The organism is Geobacillus sp. E263, from assembly GCF_007197795.1.
Classification (GTDB): domain Bacteria; phylum Bacillota; class Bacilli; order Bacillales; family Anoxybacillaceae; genus Parageobacillus_B; species Parageobacillus_B toebii.
On the sequence record NZ_CP041632.1, the window covers coordinates 2,441,138 to 2,464,279 of the forward strand.

Below are 23,142 nucleotides of genomic sequence, written 5' to 3' on the forward strand. Positions count from 1 at the left end.
CTCCTATTGTCTTTTCAAAAAAGTATGGGAAAAGAGGAAGAAGGCAATTTCCCCTTCCTCTCACCTAATGTTTAGAAGTTAATGACTTTTTTCGCTGTTTCAATGACATCTTTGAAGTTAGGCAACCATACCGACTCCGCTTGTGAGAACGGATATACCGTATCCGGAGCAGCAACGCGCAATACAGGAGCTTCTAAGCTTAAAATCGCACGTTCATTAATTTCTGCTACAACGTTTGCAGCAATTCCTGCTTGTCTTTGTGCTTCTTGTACAACGATCGCACGTCCTGTTTTTTCTACAGAACCAATGATTGTTTCAATATCTAATGGTTGAACAGTCCGCAGGTCAACCACTTCTGCGGAGATGCCTTCTTTTTCTAATTCAGCAGCTGCTTTTAACGATTCGTGCACCATTGCACCATAAGCGATAATCGTGATATCTTTTCCTTCGCGTTTAATATCTGCTTTACCGATTGGAATCGTATATTCTCCTTCTGGTACTTCTTGGCGGAACGAACGATACAGCTTCAGGTGCTCTAAGAAAATAACTGGATCGTTGTCACGGATCGCAGAAATAAGCAATCCCTTCGCATCATAAGGAGTAGAAGGAATGACTACTTTTAACCCAGGTTGTTGCGCAACTAAGCCTTCTAAGCTATCAGAGTGCAATTCCGGTGTATGCACGCCGCCGCCAAATGGTGAGCGAATCGTAATCGGGACATTATAACGACCGCCAGTGCGGTAGCGGATACGCGCCATTTGACCGCAAATGGCATCCATTACTTCATATACAAAACCAAAGAATTGAATTTCTGGAACAGGACGGAATCCTTGCAACGCCAACCCGATGGCAAGACCGCCAATTCCCGATTCGGCAAGAGGTGTATCGAAAACGCGGTCTTCCCCAAACTCAGCTTGCAATCCTTCTGTTGCCCGGAATACGCCGCCGTTTACTCCAACGTCTTCCCCAAATATTAATACATTTGGATCATTTTTTAGTTCGATGCGCAACGCATCCGTGATTGCTTGAATCATTGTCATTTGCGCCATGGCTTACTTCGACTCCTTCTCTTTGTAAATTTCATACTGTTCTTTCAAGTTAAATGGCAACTCTTCATACATGATGCTAATCAAATCGGTTACTTTTTGTTTTGGTGTTTCGTCCGCTTTTTTAATCGCCTCTTTAATTTCTTCTTTTGCTTGTTCAATCACTTTGTTTTCTTCTTCTTCACTCCATAAGCCTTTGTTTTCTAAAAACTTACGGAAACGAACAAGCGGGTCTTTTTTCTCCCATTCATTTTCCAATTCTTTCGTGCGATAACGAGTAGGATCGTCTCCTGACATCGTATGCGGACCGTAACGGAAACATAAAGTTTCAATAAGCGTTGGACCTTCGCCGTTAATCGCACGCTCGCGAGCAGCACGTACAGCTACATATACAGCTAATGGGTCCATACCGTCAACTTGAATGCCAGGAATTCCAGCCGCCACCGCTTTTTGAGCAAGTGTTTTCGCTACTGTTTGTTTTTCAACAGGAGTAGAAATAGCAAAGCGGTTGTTTTGGACAACGAAAATCGCCGGTGCTTTAAATGCTCCAGCAAAGTTGATTCCTTCGTAGAAATCTCCTTGCGATGTACCGCCGTCACCTGTGTATGTAATTGCTACTGCCTTTTTGCCGCGTTTTTTCAATCCTAAAGCAACACCTGCTGCTTGAATGTATTGGGCACCGATAATAATTTGTGGCGGCAATGCGTTTACCCCTTCCGGAATTTGGTTGCCGTGGAAGTGCCCACGTGAGAATAAAAACGCTTGATAAAGCGGAAGTCCGTGCCAAATAAGTTGCGGAACATCACGGTATCCAGGCAAAATGAAATCTTCTTTCTCTAACGCAAAATGGCTCGCAATTTGGCTCGCTTCTTGCCCTGCCGTTGGTGCGTAAAAGCCTAAACGCCCTTGGCGGTTTAATGAAATAGAACGTTGGTCAAGAACGCGTGTGTATACCATGCGGCGCATCAATTCTTTTAGTTGATCATCGCTTAAGTCCGGCATTGCCGCTTCGTTTACTACTTCCCCTTCTTCATTTAAAATTTGAAATGTCGGAAATTGTTCCTCAATTTTTTCAAGCTGTTCCTTAAAATTAAACTTAAATTGGGATTTTTTTGCACCCATTTGATCCACCTCTACCTTTCATAATTTAAAAAATAAAGTCAACTCATAACATTGGTCCATACAGCATTAATTTACCCAAAATCATGAATAAATAAAAAGCGGTAACCTTTGTTCCACGGCATAAACGGAAAAAATGTCGTTAGAATACCTGTATTAATCACTTGATCATTTTTATTAGTACAATTCCATCTACATGTTTAAGTTTACACCTTCTTTACCTAGACGTCAATCACTTTGATTTAGCGGTATTTTTTCAATGACAAATGGATATTTTTAGTATAAAAAACAACTGCACAAATCCTGTTATATTACAACATTTTAATCTGTATTATATCTGTTTTATATTTTTTTCATAAAATAAAAAAGGCTATGAAAATATAGCCTCCTATCGCAACAAACATTTATTTCCACACGTTATATAATCGCTTCTTTTCTTTATTATATTTTTCCGTATATTCATTAAACTGATCGTTTATACTAACCAATTCTTTATATTGTTCATTTATACGATTAATTTGTTGTTGTAACTGTTCCGGTGTCACATATTTATTTTGTAATAAAGTATAAAGCTCTTTTTCCAATGAAAGCAATTCTTTATAATGAAGATACAAATTTCCATATGTTTCATAACGTTTCTCCGCAATGTTTACTAAACGGTTTACTTGTCTTCTTATATTTTCATCACGAAGTTGGTCAATATTTTTCTTGATCGTATTTATTTGTTGTTTTGCTGATTGAATCGCTTTATATTCTTTTTCAATATGTTTGTCCCGTTCTTCTATTAGCTCCAATGATTCTTTCGATAATTGCACCACCTTTGTAAACCGCTTTATCCCATACGACATAATACGATCATACAACTGGTTTTGTTTTTGTTCTAATCCGCTCAGTTTTTCTTGTTGCTCGACTACACTGTTTTCATACTTGCCTATCTTTTGAAAAGCTGATAAAACTTCCTCGTTGGCAAGTTCATTGCAGCTAGTAAACAAAAATAACACCACGATTAACCAAATACACCGCTTTATTGCTTTGAACAACGTTTCTCCTTCCTTTCGAGCACATCCATTTTCATTTTTGTTTACGTTCAAAATGAATTTTTGTTAGACTTAATTTTAGACATCAATGTCATGCGAGGAGTGAAAACACGATGATTACCATGAAAGATATTATTAAAGAAGGGCATCCAACGCTACGAAAAGTGGCTGAACCTGTTTCTCTTCCTCCATCAGAAGAAGACAAACAAGTTTTACAAAGCCTTCTTGATTATGTAAAAATGAGCCAAAACCCTGAGCTTGCTGAAAAATATGGATTACGCCCGGGAATTGGGCTGGCAGCTCCACAAATTAATGTATCAAAACGAATGATTGCCGTCCATGTAACGGATGAAAAAGGTACTTTATATAGCTATGCGTTATTTAATCCAAAAATTGTGAGCCATTCTGTTCAGCAATGTTATTTAACGAGCGGAGAAGGATGTTTATCTGTCGATCGGAACGTTCCAGGATATGTGCCGCGCTATGCCCGCATTACCGTAACAGGGACAACGCTTGAAGGTAAAGAAGTAACACTTCGGTTAAAAGGGTTGCCTGCCATTGTATTTCAACACGAAATCGACCACTTAAACGGCATCATGTTTTATGATCATATTGATCCAAAAAATCCGTTTAAAGTACCTGACAACGCGATCCCTATCGAACGATAAATGAAAAGAAGGGCTATATCCCGCACCGGGATATGCCCCTTATTTAATTAATTCAAGCTGCTTTAATCCGTATAATATTCCTTCCTCTCCGACCGATTTCGTAACGAAGTCGGCCACTTTTTTTGCTTCTTCGTGCGCATTGCCCATCGCAACACCAGTTCCAACAAACTTCAACATTTCTATATCGTTCAACCCATCTCCAAACGCGTATACATCTTCTTTCGCAATGTCGAGTTTCTCGATCATTCGCCGAATTCCTTCAGCTTTCGACCCTCCTACTGGCAGCACATCAGTTGACACATTATGCCAACGGACAAAACGAAATTCCGGATATGCTTTTACATACATTTGTTCTTCTTCCGCTTTGCAAAATAAGAGCGCTTGATAAATGTCCTCATTTTCGTAATAAATCGGATCAAACGGAGGATGAGGAAATTTCAAGCTCCCCATACTGTCGTGAATATATGGATGATCTTCCATGCTTGCTTTCATTTCATTCACATTCATAAAAACGAGCGGATGACCATTTCTATGCGCTTCTTCCTTTAGCTCATGCAATTTTTGCCGATGAAGTGGATGTTTATAAATGACATTCCCTTCAAATACTACGTATTGGCCGTTAAAACTGACAAAAGAATCAATTCCTAGCTGCTTTCGCAAATTGGCAAACATAAATGGCGCTCTTCCCGTGGCAATCGCTACATAAACACCAGCTTTTTTCAACTCTTGAACCGCTCTTACTGTCGAAACAGGAAGATTTTTTTGTTCATCAAGTAGCGTTCCATCAATATCAAAAAATACTATTTTCTTTTTCACAGTCTCTTCCCCTTAATGCAAATATCTTGTTTTTCTTCATCCTTTACCGTACTGAAAAAAACCGAAAATGTCAAATTACTTCTCGGCTCCATTCCACTTTTATCCACGAAAAACAAGCCTTTGTTAACATATAATATAATATAGGAAGAACATTTACTTTCACCAAGAAATGAGTACAATAAGAAGTAAGGAGTGATGAAAATGTTGAAAAAGCTGAAAAAAAAGCTTCTTCAACAATGGAAAGATCTACTCCGGAAAAAATCGATTGCCTAACCGTTTACGATAAGAGCCCTTCCTTCATGAAGGGCTTCTTTCTAAAAAAACAAGCGAATGAAAAGGTTGAAATTCGTCAAAGATAGTAAAAGCCAATGCTTTCCTCTATACTTTTCCCGCTTTATTTTATGTTATGAATGAAAAAACATGAAAACTGCCCTTATTTTATATATAATAAAAAAGTTAAAGAAATAATCGTTCATAAGGAGAGGTTTTAGAATGATTTTTAAAGTGTTTTACCAAGAAAATCCCGATGAAGTGCCTGTGAGAGAAAAAACAAAAACGCTATATATTGAAGCGGAATCGGAACGGGAAGTACGCCAAAAATTGCAAGGACACACCATGAATATTGAGTATATTCAGCCGTTAGAGGGCGCTCATTTAGAATATGAAAAGAAAAATCCAGATTTTAAAGTATTGGAGATTTGAGTATGAAATTTTTAAATGATCATCAAGTTGGCGTATTTGCCCTTGGCGGATTAGGTGAAATCGGGAAAAATACATATGGTGTACAATTTCAAGATGAAATTATTGTTATCGACGCAGGAATTAAATTTCCTGAAGATGAGCTGCTCGGAATTGATTATGTCATTCCCGATTACACGTATTTAGTAAAAAACGCAGAGAAAGTAAAAGGACTGTTTATTACTCACGGGCATGAGGATCATATTGGCGGAATTCCATACTTGCTAAAGCAAGTAAATATTCCAATCTACGGCGGAAAATTAGCGTTGGGGTTAATCCGCAACAAGCTTGAAGAACATGGACTTCTTCGCCAAGCAAAACTTATTGAAATTCGCGAAGACGATGTCATTCGCTTTCAAAAAACAGCGGTGACATTCTTTCGAACAACTCACAGCATTCCTGACAGTTATGGAATTGTTGTCAAAACTCCTGTCGGGCAAATTGTTCACACAGGAGATTTTAAGTTCGACTTCACTCCGGTTGGCGAGCCTGCAAACTTAACAAAAATGGCGGAAATCGGCAAAAAAGGGGTCCTTTGTCTACTTTCCGACAGCACGAATAGTGAAATTCCACACTTCACCATGTCTGAACGTCGCGTTGGGGAAAGCATACATGATATTTTCCGGAAAGTGCAAGGACGGATTATTTTTGCGACATTTGCCTCCAACATTCATCGGCTGCAGCAAGTAACGGAAGCAGCCGTGATGAACAACCGAAAAATTGCTGTATTCGGAAGAAGCATGGAGGCGGCGATTGAAATCGGACAAGAGCTCGGTTACATTAAATGCCCTAAAGATACTTTTGTGGATGCAAACGAAATTAACCGCCTTCCTGCCAATCGCGTGACAATTTTATGTACCGGCAGCCAAGGTGAGCCAATGGCAGCATTATCGCGCATCGCCAATGGCACCCATCGGCAGATTCAAATTATTCCTGGCGATACGGTCGTATTTTCTTCTTCCCCAATTCCGGGCAATACGGTAAGTGTAAATCGAACGATTAATATGCTTTATCGCGCTGGCGCCGAAGTCATTCATGGTCCGCTAAACGATATTCACACATCTGGACACGGTGGACAAGAAGAACAAAAATTAATGATTCGCTTGATGAAACCGAAATATTTCATGCCGATTCACGGAGAATACCGCATGCAAAAAATGCATGCAAAGCTAGCGATCGATTGTGGAGTGCCAGAAGAAAATTGCTTTATCATGGATAATGGTGAAGTGCTTGGACTAAGTGAAAAGGACGCTCGCATCGTTGGCAAAATTCCGTCCGGTTCTGTTTATATTGATGGCAGCGGCGTCGGCGACATCGGCAACATCGTCTTGCGTGACCGCCGCATTTTGTCAGAAGAAGGTCTTGTCATCGTTGTTGTAAGCATTAATATGAAAGATTTTAAAATCGCGGCTGGTCCAGATATTATTTCGCGTGGATTTGTCTACATGCGTGAATCTAGTGATTTAATCAACGATGCACAAACGCTCATTACGAAACATCTTGAAAAAGTGCTCGAGCGCAAAACCAATCAATGGTCGGAAATTAAAAATGAAATTTCGGATACACTTGCTCCGTTCTTATACGAAAAAACAAAACGAAGACCGATGATTTTGCCAATCATTATGGAAATATAATTAAAACAGCTGTTCCCTTATTCCGGAACAGCTGTTTTAATGCAATAAAAAAAGGAACGAAATCATCGTGCTTTCGTTCCTCTTTCTCCATTATTGTTGTGCTTTTTCTTTTTCTTCTAATACACGGTTCACACGCTTTTCTAACAATTTCATGCCGCTTCCGCCAGCTTGGAAATGGCGAAGTTTTCCTTCGGCATCAAATACATAATAAGCTGGAACATATTGATTTTCAAATGCATCTCTGAACCTCCCGATGGCTAAAGCCACGGGGTTCTTGTGTACTATAGAGCTTCTTCCATACCTTCACATGGACAGTAATGCCGTGTTCTTCCGCTACTTTTTTGACAAGTTCTATGTCTAAATCATTTTCCGAACGTGGCATATGAACCGAAACAACATTGAGTTTATCTTTGCTCGAACCAGTTGCTATCTTTTCATTCTCATCGACAAAAAACGGGCTGTTGGTACGGACAGCCCGTCAGCCATTAGCGTAATTTTTCTTCAACCTTTTGACAAATTTCTTCTGCAGTTAGACCACTCGCTTCGATCACAGGGCCAGCTGTAACCGTATTTTGAATGCCCATGACATTAGCATCTTGGCCAGTAATTACGCAGCAATCACAGCCCTTTGCATCATTTTCCCCTCGAAGCGGGATGACTTCGTATCCTTTCGCTTTTAATGCTTCTTGTACGCTTGTTAACGAATGTTCTACACCAATTTTCGGCATAGCAATCCACCTCCTCATACACATAATGTGCCTTAAGGAAGGTGGAACTATACAATAAATTAATTGTTTCCTTTCCACGTAATGTACGATATTAAAAACGAAATCCCCTGATCAATTGCCGCTTCGTTTGGAGTCAACTTCGCATGATGCAACCCATAGGGAGAATCGACGCCAAGCCAAAACATAAATCCTGGGATTTCTGCAAGCATATACCCAAAGTCTTCTCCGGTCATCGCTTCTTTGCAGCGAATGAATCGAATCCCCTGATAATTTTCAGCAAACTGTATAAATTCCGTCGTTAACTCCGGATCATTATAAACTTGATGGTACATGGAACCGTAGTCAATTTCCGCCTCGCATTGATACGCCATTTTTATTCCACTGACCATCGCTTCAATCCGCTCTTTCACTTTTTTCATCGAATCCACCGACAATGTGCGAATCGTTCCTTCCAAGCGCGCATGCTCTGCAATCACATTTTGTACTGTACCGCCTGAAATTTTTCCAATTGTAATAACAGCACTGTCAAGCGGATCGACATTACGCGCAACGATAGACTGAAGCTGCGTAACAAGCGAGCAGGCAGCAACAACCATATCGTTCGCCAAGTGCGGAAATGCGGCATGCCCGCCTTTTCCTTTCAAATCAATAAACAGTTCCGACGTATTGGCAAACAGCAATCCTTCTTTCGTCGCAATCGTGCCAACCGGATATTCCGGGGCGATATGTAAAGCAAGTATCATATCCGGCTTCCATACTTTCATAATCTCACTTTCAAGCATTGGTTTCGCACCGCCTGGCCCTTCCTCTGCCGGCTGGAAAATAAATAGTAAGTCATCTTGGATAGGATGCTCGGCAAAATGCGTAAGCAGCCCAAGCGCGATGCTCATATGTACATCGTGCCCGCACGCATGCATGTTTCCTTCATGCTCCGAGCTGTATGGCAATCCCGTTTCCTCTTTAATCGGCAGGCCGTCGATATCAGTGCGGTAGCCGATCATTTTTCGCGGAGCTGTTCCTTTTACTTTTACAAAAATCCCGGTTTTCCACGTTTGGATTTCCAGCCGTTCTTGCGGCAACGCATGAATGTAACGCAATAAATATTGCTGCGTCTTAAATTCTTGGAACCCTAACTCGGGAATTTTATGCAAATCGCGGCGAATCGCCACAAACGGACTGATTGATGACATCTCTATCTCCTCCATTGAAAAAAGAGCTGGCCCAAAGATGGGACAGCTTTTGTGTTTGGCTATGTTTATAACTGGCGAAGTTCTTGTTTAATTTCTGTTTTTGCTCTTGTTTTTTCATCAATTTGCTTAATCACGCGCGCCGGCACACCAGCAACAACCGTATACGGCGGCACATCTTCAACGACAATAGCGCCAGCGGCCACGACCGCGCCTTTGCCGACCGTAACGCCTTCTAAAATAACGGCATTTGCGCCAATCACTACATCGTCTTCAACGATCACTGGTTTAGCGGAAGGCGGCTCAATCACACCTGCTAAAACAGCGCCAGCGCCAACATGGCAATTCTTTCCGACCGTTGCGCGGCCGCCGAGCACTGCGTTCATATCAATCATCGTTCCTTCACCGACGACGGCACCGATATTAATGACAGCACCCATCATAATAACCGCATTATCGCCAATTTCGACTTGATCACGAATAATGGCGCCTGGCTCAATGCGCGCTTTTACTCCTTTCAAATCAAGAAGCGGAATCGCGGAATTGCGGCGATCATTTTCAATGACATAGTCCTCAATTTTTTCTTTATTGGCTTCCAACGCCGCTTGAATTTCTTGCCATTCCCCAAAAACAACACCAGTATTTCCAGTAATAAACGTTTTCGCGCTTGGACCAAAATCGATTCCTTCAAGGTTTCCCTTTATGTATACTTTAACAGGTGTTGACTTTTTGCTGTTTTGAATAAAAGAAATAATTTCATTCGCATCCATCATTTTCATGACATCATCCTCCTTTTGTGCTCTTATTTTCTTACTTTAGCAAAACAAAGATGATGGTGACAAGCATAAATTCATAAAATGAAATCTTGCAGCACTTTTTATATAAATGCAACTTGATATTTGGTTCTTTGCGCTTTTTATCAAGAGATTTTTCGACTGACGAAGGCAAGTCATTGACTTGCCTTCGTCACGCATAAGTGCAGTCGAAAAAATGGATCACAAGAAGTAGAATTTTCAAGTTTAACTTATTTATATAGAGGGCTTGTATTTGCGGAAGCTGCCAGCTTTACGAGCTTATAGCAAGAGCCGCGCAAAAAAATAAAGCGAAAGCAACTGCTAATTTATTGCATGCCATTACGGTCCTTCTTCTTGCGCAGCTTATTTTTCATATGATTTATGGTAATCATTAAGTTGCCGCAGCTGTTTATTTAATCGCTTTAATACTTCTCGTCTTGTAAAAATTCCTTCAAAATACCCATCTTTATTTTCAACGCAAACAAACGGGTGATTCACAATAACTTCAATTCCTTTCAAAACATCATCATCCAATAAAAGGCGAGGAATATCTTTATTCATCACTTCCTCCACTTTCATCGTTTCCAACCGTTCAAATTCAATGCGCTCCAACCCTAAAATCGCGTCCATAATCATTGTCATACTAATTAATCCATGAAGTTTATATGAAGTATCCAATACAGGAATAGCGGAATAACCGGTTTTCGTCAATACTAATAATGCATGGTCTAAATAGTTTCCGAGTTGAACGTGCGCTACTTTATCCGAAGGGATCAGAAATTGCGCAACTGTCATATGTGCCAATCCATTGTTCCCCAAACTTGTCATACCTATTTCCGCCTTTCTCTTTTTAGCGTTTTCCCTTCTTCAGTTTATCATATTTTAATGTAGTCTTCTTACTTAAAAAATAACTATCGCTTATTTTGAAGCGATAGTACTACGTAAAGTCATATGTTTCTTGAAGAAGCCGATCGTATAAACGTAAAAGTTGTTGATACTGTTTTTCGTCCACTTGCTTTTCTCCATTTTCTATATCAGCAAGTTCACAACTAACAAGATCCAATGCGTATTGTTGCGTAAACAAAATATCTAGGAGCAGTATTTGCTCTTCATATGATAATGTTTTCAGTAATTGTTTTCCCATTTTCCATCCTCCCTTTGGCAACTCAATGAGATATATATTCAGCGAAAACGGAAAAAAGTCTTATTATATTAAGAAAAAAGCCTTCTCAAACCGTGAAGACTTTCTTCATATTACGCGACGTATATGGATACATAACAAAGCACGTTTTGATGTTGACCACTCTTTTTTAATATCTCCTTACTGCCTGGGTAAAACCAATCAGCCAGCATCATAAACATAAAAAAAAAGAGAGCACTCCCCAATAGGACTGCCCATTTTGACTCATCAATAATAACGTAATGCTAAATAAACAATCACAACCACAGCTAATAAGCCAGGCAAAACATATGCCAAAAAAACCGGGTTAAACAAATATGGATGTTCTTGCACCTTCTCCGGGACAGGAGCATCTAATTCTTCCTGCCATTTTTGCTGTCGACCAAGACGATATGTGTATACGCCCGCAATAACAGCAATTAAAATAACAATGATCGATAATGCAAACGTCAACTGTGCCATTGTTTCTTCACCTCATGCTTACTTTGCCACGAGGAAAAGAATTTTATACCATTTTAATAATGAGCATCATGCTCAAATAAATAGCTATATGATAAATCGATAAATAAATAGTGCCGATCGTCAATTGGATACGAATACGTACGAATCGTTTCCCCTGTTTCGATATCTGCATATAAATCGGAAAGAATCCCGCGTTTACGTGAACGCATCCGAATAATATTCTCTAAAAAGTATGGCCGCCAACTCCAATTTTTCATGTAATATTGCGGCTGCAATTCCCAGCAGTCATTGCGCTTAAACATATTCGCCGACTGTTGAAATCCGTCTTCATCACAAACATAAATGCGGAAACAAACATCGTTTAGCTCATTAGCTAGAAGCGAAATAAGTTCATTAAAATTAGATACTTTCTTATATTTTGCTAAAAGTGTTGTCAATCGCTGCTGAAACTGTTCAGAAATATGATAGAGCGTTTCTAATTTTTTCTTTTCTTGTTGAATAAAATGATGACATTCTTGACGCAGACGCTCTTTCAACATATCACGCGGCACTAGCTCGGCAGATGGTTTCGCCAAATAATACCCTTGGTAATAACGCCCTCCGTTTCGCCACGCATATTGCAATTGAAACGACGTTTCAATATCTTCATATAAAAGCGTTGCCCCAATTTTACGAGCGAGCAGCGAAATGGAATAAATCACATCTTGATACGCTTGATACATGGAAGTTGTCCGCAATTGGCGCAAATCAATTTTCAAAATATCAGGCGACAATAACCCGATTCTCTCTAAATTGCTGCTATGTTCGCCGATATTGTCTACCGCCACTTTAATTCCATATGTACGAATATATGTTAATAAATGGCTTAATTGTTGCAAATCTCCTTTATAATGATGCTCATTAATTTCCAGCACAATGCGCTCTAATGACAATCCTCGTGTTTCATATTGAAGAAGAAGCTGCAAAAATGACTCAGCACGGTCAAGCATTAATAAATTTGCATCACGATTTAAAAAAATCAGCGGTGTATAGTCGTCGAGGGAAAGAAAATAATCAAGCGCTTTTTTTGTCACTACTTCATCTACTTCTAAACGGAACTCTTCCGGTATTGTTTCATCGTGAAAAAATGGGCCGAGACTTATAACTCCTGTTTCCGATTGGTATCTTCCCAGCACTTCATATCCAATCACACAATGTTCATCTGCACTAAAAATCGCTTGATAGTATGGAAAGACACGCTGCAAATTCGCCATTACATCTAATGCATCCATCTTGCTCACCTCTTTTATACACACACCATCTTTGTCATATTATATCATACGTGCTCCCTTCGATATCTTTTTTTAACATTTTTCTTCCCCCTCGAAATGAAGCAAAGAGGAAGAAGAATTGGGAGTTTTTTTATAAAGATAAAAAACTCCGCCTTAAATGGAATGTAGGTGAGAGAGGTTCATATTGAAAAACTTCCATGGTAGATAGGTTTTTCATCGGTTTGGAAAGATGGCGTCGAATGAAATGGCACCGATCTGATAAAAACATGAGCGGTTTCCTAATATTAGGAAACCGCTCATACATATTACGTTTTTTAAAATGGATGCTGGTTGAGCCATTGTCCGCCATCCATTGTAATACATTCTCCATTAATGTAAGCGGCATCATCAGAAAGAAGAAATGCGGCAAGGGCAGCAATTTCTTCCGGTGTACCGAGACGTCCTAATGGAACACTTTCAATGGTTCTTCTTTCCGCTTCTTCTGATTCCCAAAGCCGTTCCGCACCTCCTGTCCGCTCAATTGGCCCAGGTGCGATCGCATTGACGCGGAACCCGTATTTTCGTCCCCATTCTACCGCAAGCGTCCTCGTCATCGCCAACACTCCCGCTTTCGCACACGCGGAATGGATAACACCTGCACCAGCTCTCCAAGCATATGTAGCGACTATATTGATAATGGAACCTTTTTGACCGTTATTAATCCAATAATTTCCGACCTCACGGCTACAGTAAAATGTACCGTTTAATACGATATTAATCACACTATTCCAACCATTAATCGATAGCTTCTCCGCCGGACAAATAAAATTGCCAGCAGCATTGTTAATGAGTGCATCAATTTTGCCAAATTCCGCATCCGTGCGTTTTACCATTTCAGCGACTAATTCGGGATCACGTACATCCATTTGAATCGGAAGAACTTTTCCATTTGGAGATTCGATTTCTTTTTTCGCTTCTTCTAATGCTTCAAGCCGTCTTCCCGTAATAACGACATTCGCACCTTCTGCCACAAACCGTTTTGCCATATATTTTCCCATCCCGCTCGAACCACCAGTAATAATGATTACTTTGCCGTTCATATTTCTCCCCCTTTGTAAAAATGACTGATTACTCATTCATTTCCATCTTACTATAAATATACTAAATTTTCTAACATTATTTTTGCCCTATTGTCCTCTTTTTCTTTTTTCCATTATAATAAAGCTATTGTGAAAGGACGGCACATTATGAAACGGATGAATCGGCGAACATTTTTAAAAAAATTGATGATCACCGGCATTGGGGGAATTTTGGCAACATCATTCAGTTATGGTTACGCTCGTTTTATTGAACCAGCAAAATTAACGGTTACCCATCATATTATTTCTCACCCGCTTATTCCGAAAGAGTTTACTGGAACGAAACTTTTGCAGTTTAGCGACGTTCATTTAGGTCATTATTACGGGTTAAATCGCTTTCGTTATACAATCGAAAAAATTAACGAATTGCAGCCAGATATCGTGTTGTTTACAGGAGATTTATTAGATAAGCCAAACAAATACCCACACATTGATGCAGTTGCCAACGAGCTTTCTCGCATTCGTGCTCCACTTGGAAAATTTAGTATTTACGGAAACCACGATCACGGTGGGTATGGAACAGATATATACCGCCATATTATGGAAAAGTCGGGATTTCAAATGCTTGTCAATGAACATGTTCTCATTAAGCGACAAAACGAAAGTTTCATCGCCATTGCCGGCGTAGATGATATGATGCTCGGTAAACCAAATTTTTCTGAAATGGTAAAATCCATTCCTGATTCGACTTATACCATCGCGTTGCTGCATGAACCGGATGGTGCCATGCAAATGAGCCGTCATCCAGTTCATCTACAGCTATCAGGACATAGTCATGGCGGGCAAGTCCAGCTTCCTTTCATCGGACCGCTTATCACTCCGCCGCTTTCAGAAACATATTATGAAGGATTTTATCAAATTCATCATTTAACACTATATGTAAACCGTGGACTTGGAACAACAAGAATACCACTCCGATTTCTTTCACCGCCCGAATTGACTGTCTTTACATTGCAACACCAAGCATTAGAAAAACAACAGGACGGTTTATAAAGAAAGCCGCCAAAAATAGTTATTGCGGCGTATTCCAACCGTCCTTTTCTATCATAAAAAACAAAGCAAGCAAAAAAGCTGTTTTGCAAACATATGTTCATGTTGTATAATTAAACTAAATCAATAATGAAAAGGAGACGTGCTAATGGAACCGTTAGAACCGACAATAGATAACATAGCAAAAGCGATTTTTACAGTAAACCGCCACGCAAAAACTGCGTTAAACCCATCTTTCCTATACCTTCTTAAGAAAAAAGCAATTGAAAAATTGCTGCAAGAAGGAAAAGCGAAAAAAGTTGGCTTACACTTTTCTCGCAATCCGAAATATAGCCAGCAGCAGTCTGATGTACTTGTCGCTGTCGGCGATTATTATTTTCATATTCCTCCAACAAAAGAAGACTTCGCAACCCTTCCGCATCTTGGAGCACTTAATGACTCTTACCGCAATCCTGCAACGAGAATGCCGTTGTCCAAAGCTAAAGCACTGTTACAAACATATACAGGCATCAAACCAATTCCACCAAAACAAAAAAAATCGTATCAAAAACCAGTATTTAAACGCCTTGGAGAAAGCTATTGATGGAATCTCTCCCACCTTTACATCTAGAGGTGGGAGCTGTGTCATCTCCATCGAAGAGGCTTCTGCGCATTGAATTGGCTGTTTATTATTTTAGAGACTTTGTGAAACGATCATGCACGATAATCCACTTTATATATAAATGAAAAATTCCCTGTCTCATTGATTCATAAGATATGTGCATCAATCATGTTGACGAGTTTACCAATTTCTGGTTTACTTACTTGCGCTGTTGCTCCAACTTTCTCTCCTTTGTGACGAAGATCATCGGTAATAAGAGAAGAAAAAATAATGACAGGAAGTTTCTTTAACTTATCGTCTTCGCGAATACGCTTTGTTAAATGATGCCCATCCATTTGTGGCATTTCAATATCTGTAATAACAAGCTGCACTTCATCCGCAATATCTTTTCCTGTATCAGCAATCGATTGTAAATAGTGAAGAGCATCCTCCCCATTTTCGAAAAACTCCACCGATACGTATCCTGCCTCCGCTAACGTATCTTGCAGCAATTTCCTTAATAATGGTGAATCTTCTGCCACGATGATCTTTTTTTGTGAACGTTCTCGGTTCCCTAGATTTTTTATTTTCTGTGTGTTTATTCCTAAGTCTGGGTTAATGTCGGCAATAATTTTTTCAAAGTCCAACAACAAAATCATTTGCCCCTCTAATTTCACCACACCGATAATTTGTGCTTCTAGCCCTTGATACATTTGTGACGGTTTTTCAATCTGTTTCCACGAAATCCGATGGATACGTGTCACATCATGTACATGAAAAACAACTTTTAGTTGGTTAAACTCAGCGACAATAAATTTATCGTGCTCAGGGTTTTCGGAAGGTGGAAAATGAAGCACTTTTGCTAAATCGACAACCGGAAGCACCTCTCCGCGCAATTCAATAATCCCTTCAATATGCGTATGGGAGTGTGGAATTTTTGTGATTGGAGCAGGCTTAACAATTTCGCGTACTTTCATAACATTGATGGCAAAACGATTAGTTGCAATCAAAAATTCCACTATTTCTAGTTCGTTCGTACCACTTTCCAATAAAATGCTTGATCTTTCTTCCATTTGCCGCTATGTCCTTCCTATTTAATATGGTCTATATTTTATTATATTGTTGAATGCATAAAGAACCAATATTTTTTATATTTGTTTTGCAATTTATAAAAAATGGTTGCAGTCTTTTCTACTGCAACCTTAAAACTTTAATATAAAAAATCAAGCAATCTGCGATCGGCTAAATTCGTATCAACCGGAAATGATGCTGCATCACGGCCGTACTGCCAAACCCAAACGTTCGCTTTACAATTCGGGGCTGCCGGCTGATATTTCGGCGCTTTTTGTTCTTTTGTCGTCCCTGGTCTTGGCGCCGAACTCCAAATGATGGTTTGTACAGCGACTTGGTTATTTGCCTGGATCGCCTCACAATAAGCACTAGCAAAATCGCCTTTTGTCGGGTCAGCATACACCCCTGGACGATAACCTGTCGGATGCATCGTCTCCACCCATGCTACAATCCATGAGGCATCGACCGAAAAAAAATCTTCGATGTTTGCAAATAATACTTTATTTGTTGGAATGCCGAGACGCCGCGCATGGAATACTGCATTGCGTGCCGCCACTTGTCCGTTTGCATATCCTACAGCCTCACGAAACGCATTATAAACAGGCATTACTTTAATCCCGTAATTTCTTAAACGTGTAATTTCCTCTTTGGTTAAACCGTCGGAAACATTCGGAACATTGATTAAATACCGCCCCCAAAATTTTGGGTAGCCAAGTTCATTTTTCACACATTGAAACAATTTTTCCGTTACTGCTTGCGCAGAATCGACACCCCAAACACCTTTTGCCATCAGCTTCCCCCTTTCCATAATGTTCTCTCTGCCATATATATGAAGCTTACTGCCTGTTTCATACAATCGTTCACATCGATTAATCGCCTATTCGTCCTGTATTTCTTGTTATATCGATCGGCGCTTCGATTCGTTGAAAAGCAAGTTCTACCGCTTCCTTGGCCGAATGGCAAAACGCGATTTCCACCGTACGCCGTTCATCTAAATAGCCGCCTTCATAAGCAACTTCTTTTATTTTCGTTGCCCAACCGCCAGTCGTTTCGATAATAATAACCGGCTTTTTATTCATATATGCCGCGGATAACTCGCCCAATGTTCCGTTTCCGCCACGAATCATAATCAGCGCATCAGAGGAATGAACAAGAATAAGACTGCGGAAATCAAAATGAAGACCTGTTGTAATGGGGATATCGATATAATCATTTGCAACATCAATACGATCTCCAGCTAAGATGCCAATAACAAGTCCTCCCGCTTCTTTCGCTCCTTTCGATGCCGCTTCCATCACACCGCTTCCCCCGCCTGTTAATAAAACGGCATTTCGCTTCGCAATTTCCGCCCCTACTTCCTCCGCAACATGTCGTACCTCATCGGGGATTTCTCCTGACTGCCCAATAACAGCAATTCGCTTCATTTTATCTCTCCTTCGCATACTTTGTCCTTAATTCCATTTATACGCAGTGTAAGATTCAATCAGACGTTTCCATCATTCCTTATCTTTATAATTATTTTTAAGAAATCGGAACCAACCGTTCCGTTTAAACCAAAAAAACATCAAAATCGTAATGACCGCCATCACACCAAGAACCATAAAATAACCGTATTTCCAATGCAATTCCGGCATATTATCAAAGTTCATTCCATAAATACCGGCAATGAACGTTAATGGCATAAAAATCGTCGTAATTACTGTTAATGTCATCATAATCGTATTCATCTGGTTCGAGGTAAGCGACAAATAACTATCACGTATATCAGACGTAATTTCGCGATTTGTTTCAATCATTTCCGCCAGTTTCAGCAGATGGTCGTAAATATCGTGAAAATATAATTGGCGCTCCTTCATACGCTGAAAACGGTCGGAATGAATAATTCGGTATAGCAAATCGCGCATCGGTACAATCGTTCTTCTTAGCTTCGATAAGTCACTGCGAATATCAAATACTTTTTCGATAATGTCTTGAACCTCCTCATCGTTTGTGTTTTCCTCTAATTCATTCAATACATCTTCAATATGATAAATCGGAGGAAAATAGTCATCGACAAGCTTGTCTATAATACGGTACATCACATGGAACGGTCCTTGCTGGAAATCTTCATCGTTTTTGATTCGTGTCCATACTTCATTCACCGCATGAATCGATTGTTTATGAAAAGACACGACAAAATTTTGCCCAACAAATAAATCGACTTCCTCCGCTTCGAGCGAATTTCCATCAATGGCATGCAAAACAACAAATAAATACCGATCATAAAAATCAAGCTTTGGGCGTTGTACATATTCTAAACAGTCTTCAATCGCAAGAGGATGGAAGTGGAAAAAATCAGCCAACAACTTTGCTTCATTCTCAGTCGGTTCATGAAAATCAACCCAATACCATGAAACATCTGGACTATTTACAAATGAAAGCGGAACATCATAGATAACCTCAAATTCTTTTGTAATGACACATGTCCGAATCATACAAATCACCTTACTATCCATAATCTACTTTCCTTTACATATGATAACCAAAAATAGATTACATCCCAACAAAAAAGAGGATATGCATGGTGTAGAAAAATACCAAAGAATATTTATCAAAATTTTCTTTACTTTTTTATTAAAAATGAGGATAATATAAAAAAGGGAACTTATTTGTTCCCAGGTAGGGAGGAATCACATATGTACGAAAAACAATATCCTCACGAAGGTGCTATTTTACCTGGCCAAATGGAAGAAAAAAGTAATTATGGCCCGCTGGCGGAAAAAATATTACAACAAGCAATATTCCAGTTTCAAAAACAAAAACTGATGGAAAAGATTGACGAAGCGCTTATGACGCGAAATAAGCCACTCTTTTTAGAACTTTCCGCACAATATAATGAGCTTCTAAAAAAACATGGTGCTTAAGAGGAGAGAAAAATGTTCGAGTGTGAAACGTCTGAGTCATATGGTCAAATAATAAGGTGAGCCGCTTCTTCCAAAATTTATTAAAGAAAAATGGAGGCGGCTCACTTTTATTTTTCCCCATTCTCATCCAATCGTCAAACATGATAAAATGTGATCAAACGATGATAACGGAAGGATGAGCAATCGGTGGAACATCTTATACATTCACGTGTAAAAAATATTGAAATATCCGGTATTCGTAGATTTTTTAACATGGTTGCCAACCGTCCCGATTTGATTTCACTAACGATTGGGCAGCCGGATTTTCCCACTCCTGAACATATAAAAGAAGCAGGAAAAGAGGCAATTACAGATAATTTTACAACGTATACGCATAACGCTGGTTTTCTTGAACTGCGCCAAGCTGCATGTGATTTTATTCTTGAAAAATACGGGTTATATTACGATTCTGACGAAGTAATTGTCACCGTTGGAGCAAGCCAAGCGCTTGACATTACATTTCGCACCATTTTAGAAGAAGAAACAGAAGTAATTTTGCCAGGTCCTGTTTATCCAGGATACGAACCGCTGATCCGATTATGTGGAGCAAAACTGGTCTATGTCGATACACGGTCGAACGGATTTCGTCTATCTGCTGAATTAATTGCTCCTTACTTAAATGAACGGACTCGTTGTATCGTACTCCCATACCCTTCGAATCCTACCGGAGTCACTCTGTCCGAACAAGAACTTCAGAAAATCGCCGAGCTAGTAAAGGGGCGGCCAATTTGGATTGTCTCAGACGAAATTTATAGCGAACTCGTTTATAATGGCGAACACCATTCGATCGCAAAATGGTTGCGCGAACAAACAATCGTTATTAATGGATTGAGCAAATCCCACTCGATGACAGGATGGCGGATCGGATTCGTATTCGCTCCATCTTTCGTTACAAAACATATGATCAAAGTACACCAATACAGCGTCTCATGCACATCATCTGTGTCTCAAAAAGCTGCGCTTGCCGCCTTAACAGCAGGAAAAAATGACGCGGAAACGATGCGCTCCCAATACAAAGAACGAATGGAATATGCTTACCATCGTCTAATCAAAATGGGACTGGAAGTAGAAAAACCGAGCGGTGCCTTTTACTTATTTCCATCTATCGCCGCTTTCGGTCAATCGTCTTTCGATTTTGCGCTTGATGTTGTGAATAAAGCTGGTGTCGCGCTCGTTCCTGGCAGCGCCTTTTCCGAATATGGGGAAGGATATGTACGCCTTTCTTATGCTTATTCACTAGATACCCTTAAGAAAGGGCTAGATCGTCTAGAACGATATCTCAAAGAAAAACAGTGAGTACTTGTTGACCGTACTCACTGTTTTCTTCTTTCCCTATGGAACAAGGATGAGCTTTCCATGCGTTTTTCGTGATTGAAGAAGACGATGTACTTCAGCCGCTTGCTCGAGCGGATAAACACCGCCAATCGCCAATATCAGTTTTCCTGTTTGAACATAGGTCAATAATTCTTGCAAACTTTGTTGATACAACTCTGATTTTCTCATTATTTGCGGCAAAAAGAAGCCGATGACAGATAAATTTTTTCCCATCAGACGCGCTGGATTCATGCGTGTAAATTGACCGCTCGCCACACCATAAACGACAAGCCGTCCAAATGGAGCTAAACAATCGAGCGTCTGGTGAAAAATATCTCCTCCTGCCATCTCTAACGCCACATCTACTCCTTTTCCGTTCGTATATTCAAGAACCTCGTCCTTCCATCCTTCTTTGGTATAATCGATTGTTGCATCCGCTCCAAGCTGTTTAGCAAGTGCTCTTTTCTCTTTGGTGCTAGCCGTAGCGATAATGTTTCCGGCACGAAAAATTTTCGCAAGCTGAACAGCGAGCGTTCCAACTCCCCCTGCCGCAGCATGAATCAATACCGTCTCTCCTTCTTCTAAACGGCCCATCGTTTTTAAAATATGGTACGCGCTTAATCCTTGAACAGGAAGAGCAACTGCCTGCTGAAAATCAAGTTCATCGGGAATAGGAATCACTCCACGCTCATCTACGTTGACATATTCAGCATACCCACCTGATTCGATTAACGCAACGACACGCTGCCCGATATGAACAGAGGTAACATCTTCGCCGACTTCGCTCACGACTCCAGCCACTTCCGCTCCTGGTATAAACGGAAGCGGAGTCGGAACGACATAATGTCCTTCCCGACGTGCGGTGTCCGCATAGTTTACTCCAATCGCTTCCACTTTTATAAGCACGCGACGTCCGGTTGGAATCGGGCGTTCCATCTCAACCATTTGCAGTACTTCCGGACCGCCATATTCGGTAAATTGAACCACCTTCATCTCTCATTCTCCTTTCCATTAACATCATTAAGAGCGAATTATTTAGTGCATTTTGTTTTGCTCATCGGCAATGCGGCGGTTACGCATCTTCAGCATTTTTTCCTTTTTCGCCCATCTGTTCATCATATTCTCCAGTAATGCTTTTGCTCTTTGCAGCGCTTGTTCTTGAATATCGTGCAATGTTGTTTCATATCCTCCAAGCGCGCAAAGCATCGCGATTTGATGTCCCATTGAACCGCCCGACTACAGCGATACGTTGAATCTTCATCCTTTATCCCTCGTTTTTACTGACCGGTTAGTATGTTTAAAGTAAGCTACTTGGCATGCAAACACCAAGCAGCCGCACTCTTTACTTTTTCTCTATTCCTTCCAGTAAAATCGAAACCATATGTTTCGCCACTTCGAAATCGCTCAATTTCCCATCCGGCTGAAACCATTGGTAGCTCCAGTTTGCCGCTCCTAAAACGGTCAACGTTGCAATGGAAGGCGGCAAATCGTCACGGAACTCGCCGTTTCTCATCCCTTCTTCTATTAACAATTGCAGATTGTAACGAAACAAATCCCGCTTTTCTACAATTTTCTTTAAATGATCTTCATTTAAATGTTTCATTTCCCGGAAAAAAATACGTGCCTGTCTTCCTTGTTTTTCAATGTTATGAATAAGCATATAGACGATTTCAAACACTTTTTCCTTTATTGTTTTTGTAGAATCCTCTATAATTCTCTTTTGATTTTCAAGCAGTGCTTCAATATAGCGAAGATGGATATCCATTAATAATTCTTCTTTGCTTTTAAAATAGTAGTAAAATGTTCCTTTTGTCACGCCGAGCATATCCACAATATCTTGAATGGAAGTTTCGCTAAATCCTTTTTGTTCAAATAGCGTAATGCCTGCCGCCATAATTTTTTCCTTCACGCTCTTCCACCTTTCTTGTCATGTTTATTCCTGCCATTATCATAAAACGGTCAAGCCAATAAGACAACAAGCATGTAACTTGACCGCTTTTGGAAGAACGCACTTCTTTCTTTATTTTGAACGGAGCGCCTCTTCGCGAAGAGCGCGGCGCAAAATTTTACCAACGTTTGTTTTTGGCAATTCGGCGCGAAACTCGACAATGTGAGGCACTTTGTAGGCGGCTAAATTTTTGCGGCAATGCGCGATAATTTCTTCTTCTGTTGCTTCTTTTCCATCTTTTAATACGATGATCGCTTTTACCGTTTCACCGCGGTACTTATCTGGCACGCCGATCGCCACCGCTTCTTTTACTGCCGGATGTTCGTAAAGCACCTCTTCAATTTCACGTGGATAAATATTGTAACCGCCGGCAATAATCATATCTTTTTTCCGATCGACGATCGTTACATATCCTTCTAATGTGATGTTGGGAATATCAAACTGAAACGATACATGCTCTGGATATAATGCCGCCGCTTTCTTTTCATTCATTTTCCCA

General features: G+C 40.1%; 26 protein-coding genes and 3 pseudogenes. 7 read left to right on the forward strand and 22 right to left on the reverse strand.

What is annotated here, in order from left to right; all coding sequences use genetic code 11:
- Positions 1-71: 71 nt before the first annotated feature.
- From pdhB to FNL97_RS12515, 3 genes are all read right to left on the reverse strand, one after another.
- Positions 72-1,049: a pyruvate dehydrogenase complex E1 component subunit beta gene (pdhB, locus tag FNL97_RS12505; protein ID WP_015863295.1), complete on the reverse strand. Its 978-nt coding sequence runs from the start codon at positions 1,047-1,049 to the stop codon at positions 72-74.
- Between the two features lie 3 nt (positions 1,050-1,052).
- Positions 1,053-2,168 (reverse strand): pyruvate dehydrogenase (acetyl-transferring) E1 component subunit alpha, encoded by a 1,116-nt coding sequence (gene pdhA / locus FNL97_RS12510; protein WP_015863294.1) that lies wholly within the window; start codon positions 2,166-2,168, stop codon positions 1,053-1,055.
- Between the two features lie 401 nt (positions 2,169-2,569).
- Positions 2,570-3,205 (reverse strand): YkyA family protein, encoded by a 636-nt coding sequence (locus FNL97_RS12515; RefSeq protein ID WP_015863293.1) that lies wholly within the window; start codon positions 3,203-3,205, stop codon positions 2,570-2,572.
- Positions 3,206-3,315: 110 nt separating this feature from the next.
- On the opposite strand from FNL97_RS12515, the gene def reads away from it, so the two are divergent.
- On the forward strand, positions 3,316-3,870 hold the full coding sequence (gene def / locus FNL97_RS12520) for a peptide deformylase (RefSeq protein ID WP_015863292.1): 555 nt from the start codon (positions 3,316-3,318) through the stop codon (positions 3,868-3,870).
- A 39-nt stretch (positions 3,871-3,909) separates the two neighbouring features.
- Here the strand turns inward: def and FNL97_RS12525 are convergent, their stop codons facing one another.
- Complete coding sequence (locus tag FNL97_RS12525) at positions 3,910-4,686, reverse strand: Cof-type HAD-IIB family hydrolase (protein WP_062678303.1); 777 nt, start codon at positions 4,684-4,686, stop codon at positions 3,910-3,912.
- Positions 4,687-5,178: 492 nt separating this feature from the next.
- Here FNL97_RS12525 and FNL97_RS12530 point away from each other — a divergent pair, with 492 nt between their 5' ends.
- A complete protein-coding gene (locus FNL97_RS12530) occupies positions 5,179-5,388 on the forward strand; it encodes a DNA-dependent RNA polymerase subunit epsilon (RefSeq protein ID WP_015863290.1) in 210 nt (69 codons plus the stop codon).
- Between the two features lie 2 nt (positions 5,389-5,390).
- Complete coding sequence (gene rnjA / locus FNL97_RS12535) at positions 5,391-7,058, forward strand: ribonuclease J1 (RefSeq protein WP_062678304.1); 1,668 nt, start codon at positions 5,391-5,393, stop codon at positions 7,056-7,058.
- Positions 7,059-7,148: 90 nt separating this feature from the next.
- Here the strand turns inward: rnjA and FNL97_RS18905 are convergent.
- The 10 genes and pseudogenes from FNL97_RS18905 to fadH form a co-directional block, all read right to left on the reverse strand.
- Positions 7,149-7,298: pseudogene (locus FNL97_RS18905) on the reverse strand (TlpA family protein disulfide reductase); the annotation flags it as partial.
- Positions 7,299-7,371: 73 nt separating this feature from the next.
- Positions 7,372-7,470 (reverse strand): annotated as a pseudogene (locus FNL97_RS18910) (TlpA family protein disulfide reductase); the annotation flags it as partial.
- Positions 7,471-7,543: 73 nt separating this feature from the next.
- Positions 7,544-7,786 (reverse strand): YkuS family protein, encoded by a 243-nt coding sequence (locus FNL97_RS12545; protein ID WP_062753549.1) that lies wholly within the window; start codon positions 7,784-7,786, stop codon positions 7,544-7,546.
- Positions 7,787-7,845: 59 nt separating this feature from the next.
- Positions 7,846-8,976 carry an N-acetyldiaminopimelate deacetylase gene (locus tag FNL97_RS12550; RefSeq protein WP_015863287.1) on the reverse strand — a complete coding sequence of 377 codons (1,131 nt, stop codon included), beginning with the start codon at positions 8,974-8,976 and terminating at the stop codon, positions 7,846-7,848.
- Positions 8,977-9,041: 65 nt separating this feature from the next.
- Complete coding sequence (gene dapD, locus FNL97_RS12555; RefSeq protein WP_143415884.1) at positions 9,042-9,752, reverse strand: 2,3,4,5-tetrahydropyridine-2,6-dicarboxylate N-acetyltransferase; 711 nt, start codon at positions 9,750-9,752, stop codon at positions 9,042-9,044.
- A gap of 378 nt (positions 9,753-10,130) precedes the next feature.
- Positions 10,131-10,595, reverse strand: a complete 465-nt coding sequence (gene cbpB, locus FNL97_RS12560) for a cyclic-di-AMP-binding protein CbpB (protein WP_015863285.1) — start codon at positions 10,593-10,595, stop codon at positions 10,131-10,133.
- A gap of 109 nt (positions 10,596-10,704) precedes the next feature.
- Positions 10,705-10,911, reverse strand: a complete 207-nt coding sequence (abbA, locus tag FNL97_RS12565) for an antirepressor AbbA (RefSeq protein ID WP_143415885.1) — start codon at positions 10,909-10,911, stop codon at positions 10,705-10,707.
- A 264-nt stretch (positions 10,912-11,175) separates the two neighbouring features.
- A complete protein-coding gene (locus tag FNL97_RS12570; protein WP_143415886.1) occupies positions 11,176-11,409 on the reverse strand; it encodes a hypothetical protein in 234 nt (77 codons plus the stop codon).
- 53 nt (positions 11,410-11,462) lie between these two features.
- Entirely contained in the window at positions 11,463-12,680 is a 1,218-nt protein-coding gene (locus FNL97_RS12575; RefSeq protein ID WP_015863282.1) for an EAL domain-containing protein, read from the reverse strand.
- Between the two features lie 314 nt (positions 12,681-12,994).
- On the reverse strand, positions 12,995-13,759 hold the full coding sequence (gene fadH / locus FNL97_RS12580) for a 2,4-dienoyl-CoA reductase (protein ID WP_015863281.1): 765 nt from the start codon (positions 13,757-13,759) through the stop codon (positions 12,995-12,997).
- 147 nt (positions 13,760-13,906) lie between these two features.
- On the opposite strand from fadH, the gene FNL97_RS12585 reads away from it, so the two are divergent.
- Both FNL97_RS12585 and FNL97_RS12590 read left to right on the forward strand, forming a co-directional pair.
- Positions 13,907-14,791, forward strand: coding sequence for a metallophosphoesterase (locus FNL97_RS12585; protein ID WP_143415887.1), 885 nt, complete (start codon positions 13,907-13,909; stop codon positions 14,789-14,791).
- A 145-nt stretch (positions 14,792-14,936) separates the two neighbouring features.
- Positions 14,937-15,371: a YkyB family protein gene (locus FNL97_RS12590; RefSeq protein WP_015863279.1), complete on the forward strand. Its 435-nt coding sequence runs from the start codon at positions 14,937-14,939 to the stop codon at positions 15,369-15,371.
- Positions 15,372-15,535: 164 nt separating this feature from the next.
- Here the strand turns inward: FNL97_RS12590 and FNL97_RS12595 are convergent, their stop codons facing one another.
- The 4 genes from FNL97_RS12595 to corA form a co-directional block, all read right to left on the reverse strand.
- Positions 15,536-16,441, reverse strand: a complete 906-nt coding sequence (locus FNL97_RS12595; protein ID WP_143415888.1) for a chemotaxis protein — start codon at positions 16,439-16,441, stop codon at positions 15,536-15,538.
- 137 nt (positions 16,442-16,578) lie between these two features.
- The gene (locus tag FNL97_RS12600; protein WP_143415889.1) at positions 16,579-17,229 is read right to left on the reverse strand and encodes a glycoside hydrolase domain-containing protein; all 651 of its coding nucleotides are present in this window, start codon (positions 17,227-17,229) and stop codon (positions 16,579-16,581) included.
- Between the two features lie 79 nt (positions 17,230-17,308).
- The gene (locus FNL97_RS12605; protein ID WP_015863276.1) at positions 17,309-17,863 is read right to left on the reverse strand and encodes a TIGR00725 family protein; all 555 of its coding nucleotides are present in this window, start codon (positions 17,861-17,863) and stop codon (positions 17,309-17,311) included.
- Positions 17,864-17,935: 72 nt separating this feature from the next.
- A complete protein-coding gene (gene corA / locus FNL97_RS12610; RefSeq protein ID WP_062678312.1) occupies positions 17,936-18,913 on the reverse strand; it encodes a magnesium/cobalt transporter CorA in 978 nt (325 codons plus the stop codon).
- Positions 18,914-19,114: 201 nt separating this feature from the next.
- Here corA and FNL97_RS12615 point away from each other — a divergent pair, with 201 nt between their 5' ends.
- Positions 19,115-19,342, forward strand: a complete 228-nt coding sequence (locus FNL97_RS12615; RefSeq protein ID WP_015863274.1) for an IDEAL domain-containing protein — start codon at positions 19,115-19,117, stop codon at positions 19,340-19,342.
- 186 nt (positions 19,343-19,528) lie between these two features.
- Positions 19,529-20,677, forward strand: coding sequence for an aminotransferase A (locus FNL97_RS12620; protein ID WP_143415890.1), 1,149 nt, complete (start codon positions 19,529-19,531; stop codon positions 20,675-20,677).
- A gap of 36 nt (positions 20,678-20,713) precedes the next feature.
- Here FNL97_RS12620 and FNL97_RS12625 read toward each other — a convergent pair whose 3' ends face one another.
- The 4 genes and pseudogenes from FNL97_RS12625 to FNL97_RS12640 form a co-directional block, all read right to left on the reverse strand.
- Positions 20,714-21,688 (reverse strand): quinone oxidoreductase family protein, encoded by a 975-nt coding sequence (locus tag FNL97_RS12625; RefSeq protein WP_015863272.1) that lies wholly within the window; start codon positions 21,686-21,688, stop codon positions 20,714-20,716.
- A gap of 42 nt (positions 21,689-21,730) precedes the next feature.
- On the reverse strand, positions 21,731-21,919 hold the full coding sequence (locus FNL97_RS12630; protein ID WP_286173370.1) for a 3-hydroxyacyl-CoA dehydrogenase NAD-binding domain-containing protein: 189 nt from the start codon (positions 21,917-21,919) through the stop codon (positions 21,731-21,733).
- Positions 21,920-22,037: 118 nt separating this feature from the next.
- The gene (locus tag FNL97_RS12635; RefSeq protein WP_062678318.1) at positions 22,038-22,604 is read right to left on the reverse strand and encodes a TetR/AcrR family transcriptional regulator; all 567 of its coding nucleotides are present in this window, start codon (positions 22,602-22,604) and stop codon (positions 22,038-22,040) included.
- Positions 22,605-22,715: 111 nt separating this feature from the next.
- A pseudogene (locus tag FNL97_RS12640) lies at positions 22,716-23,135 on the reverse strand (AMP-binding enzyme); the annotation flags it as partial.
- Positions 23,136-23,142: the final 7 nt, after the last annotated feature.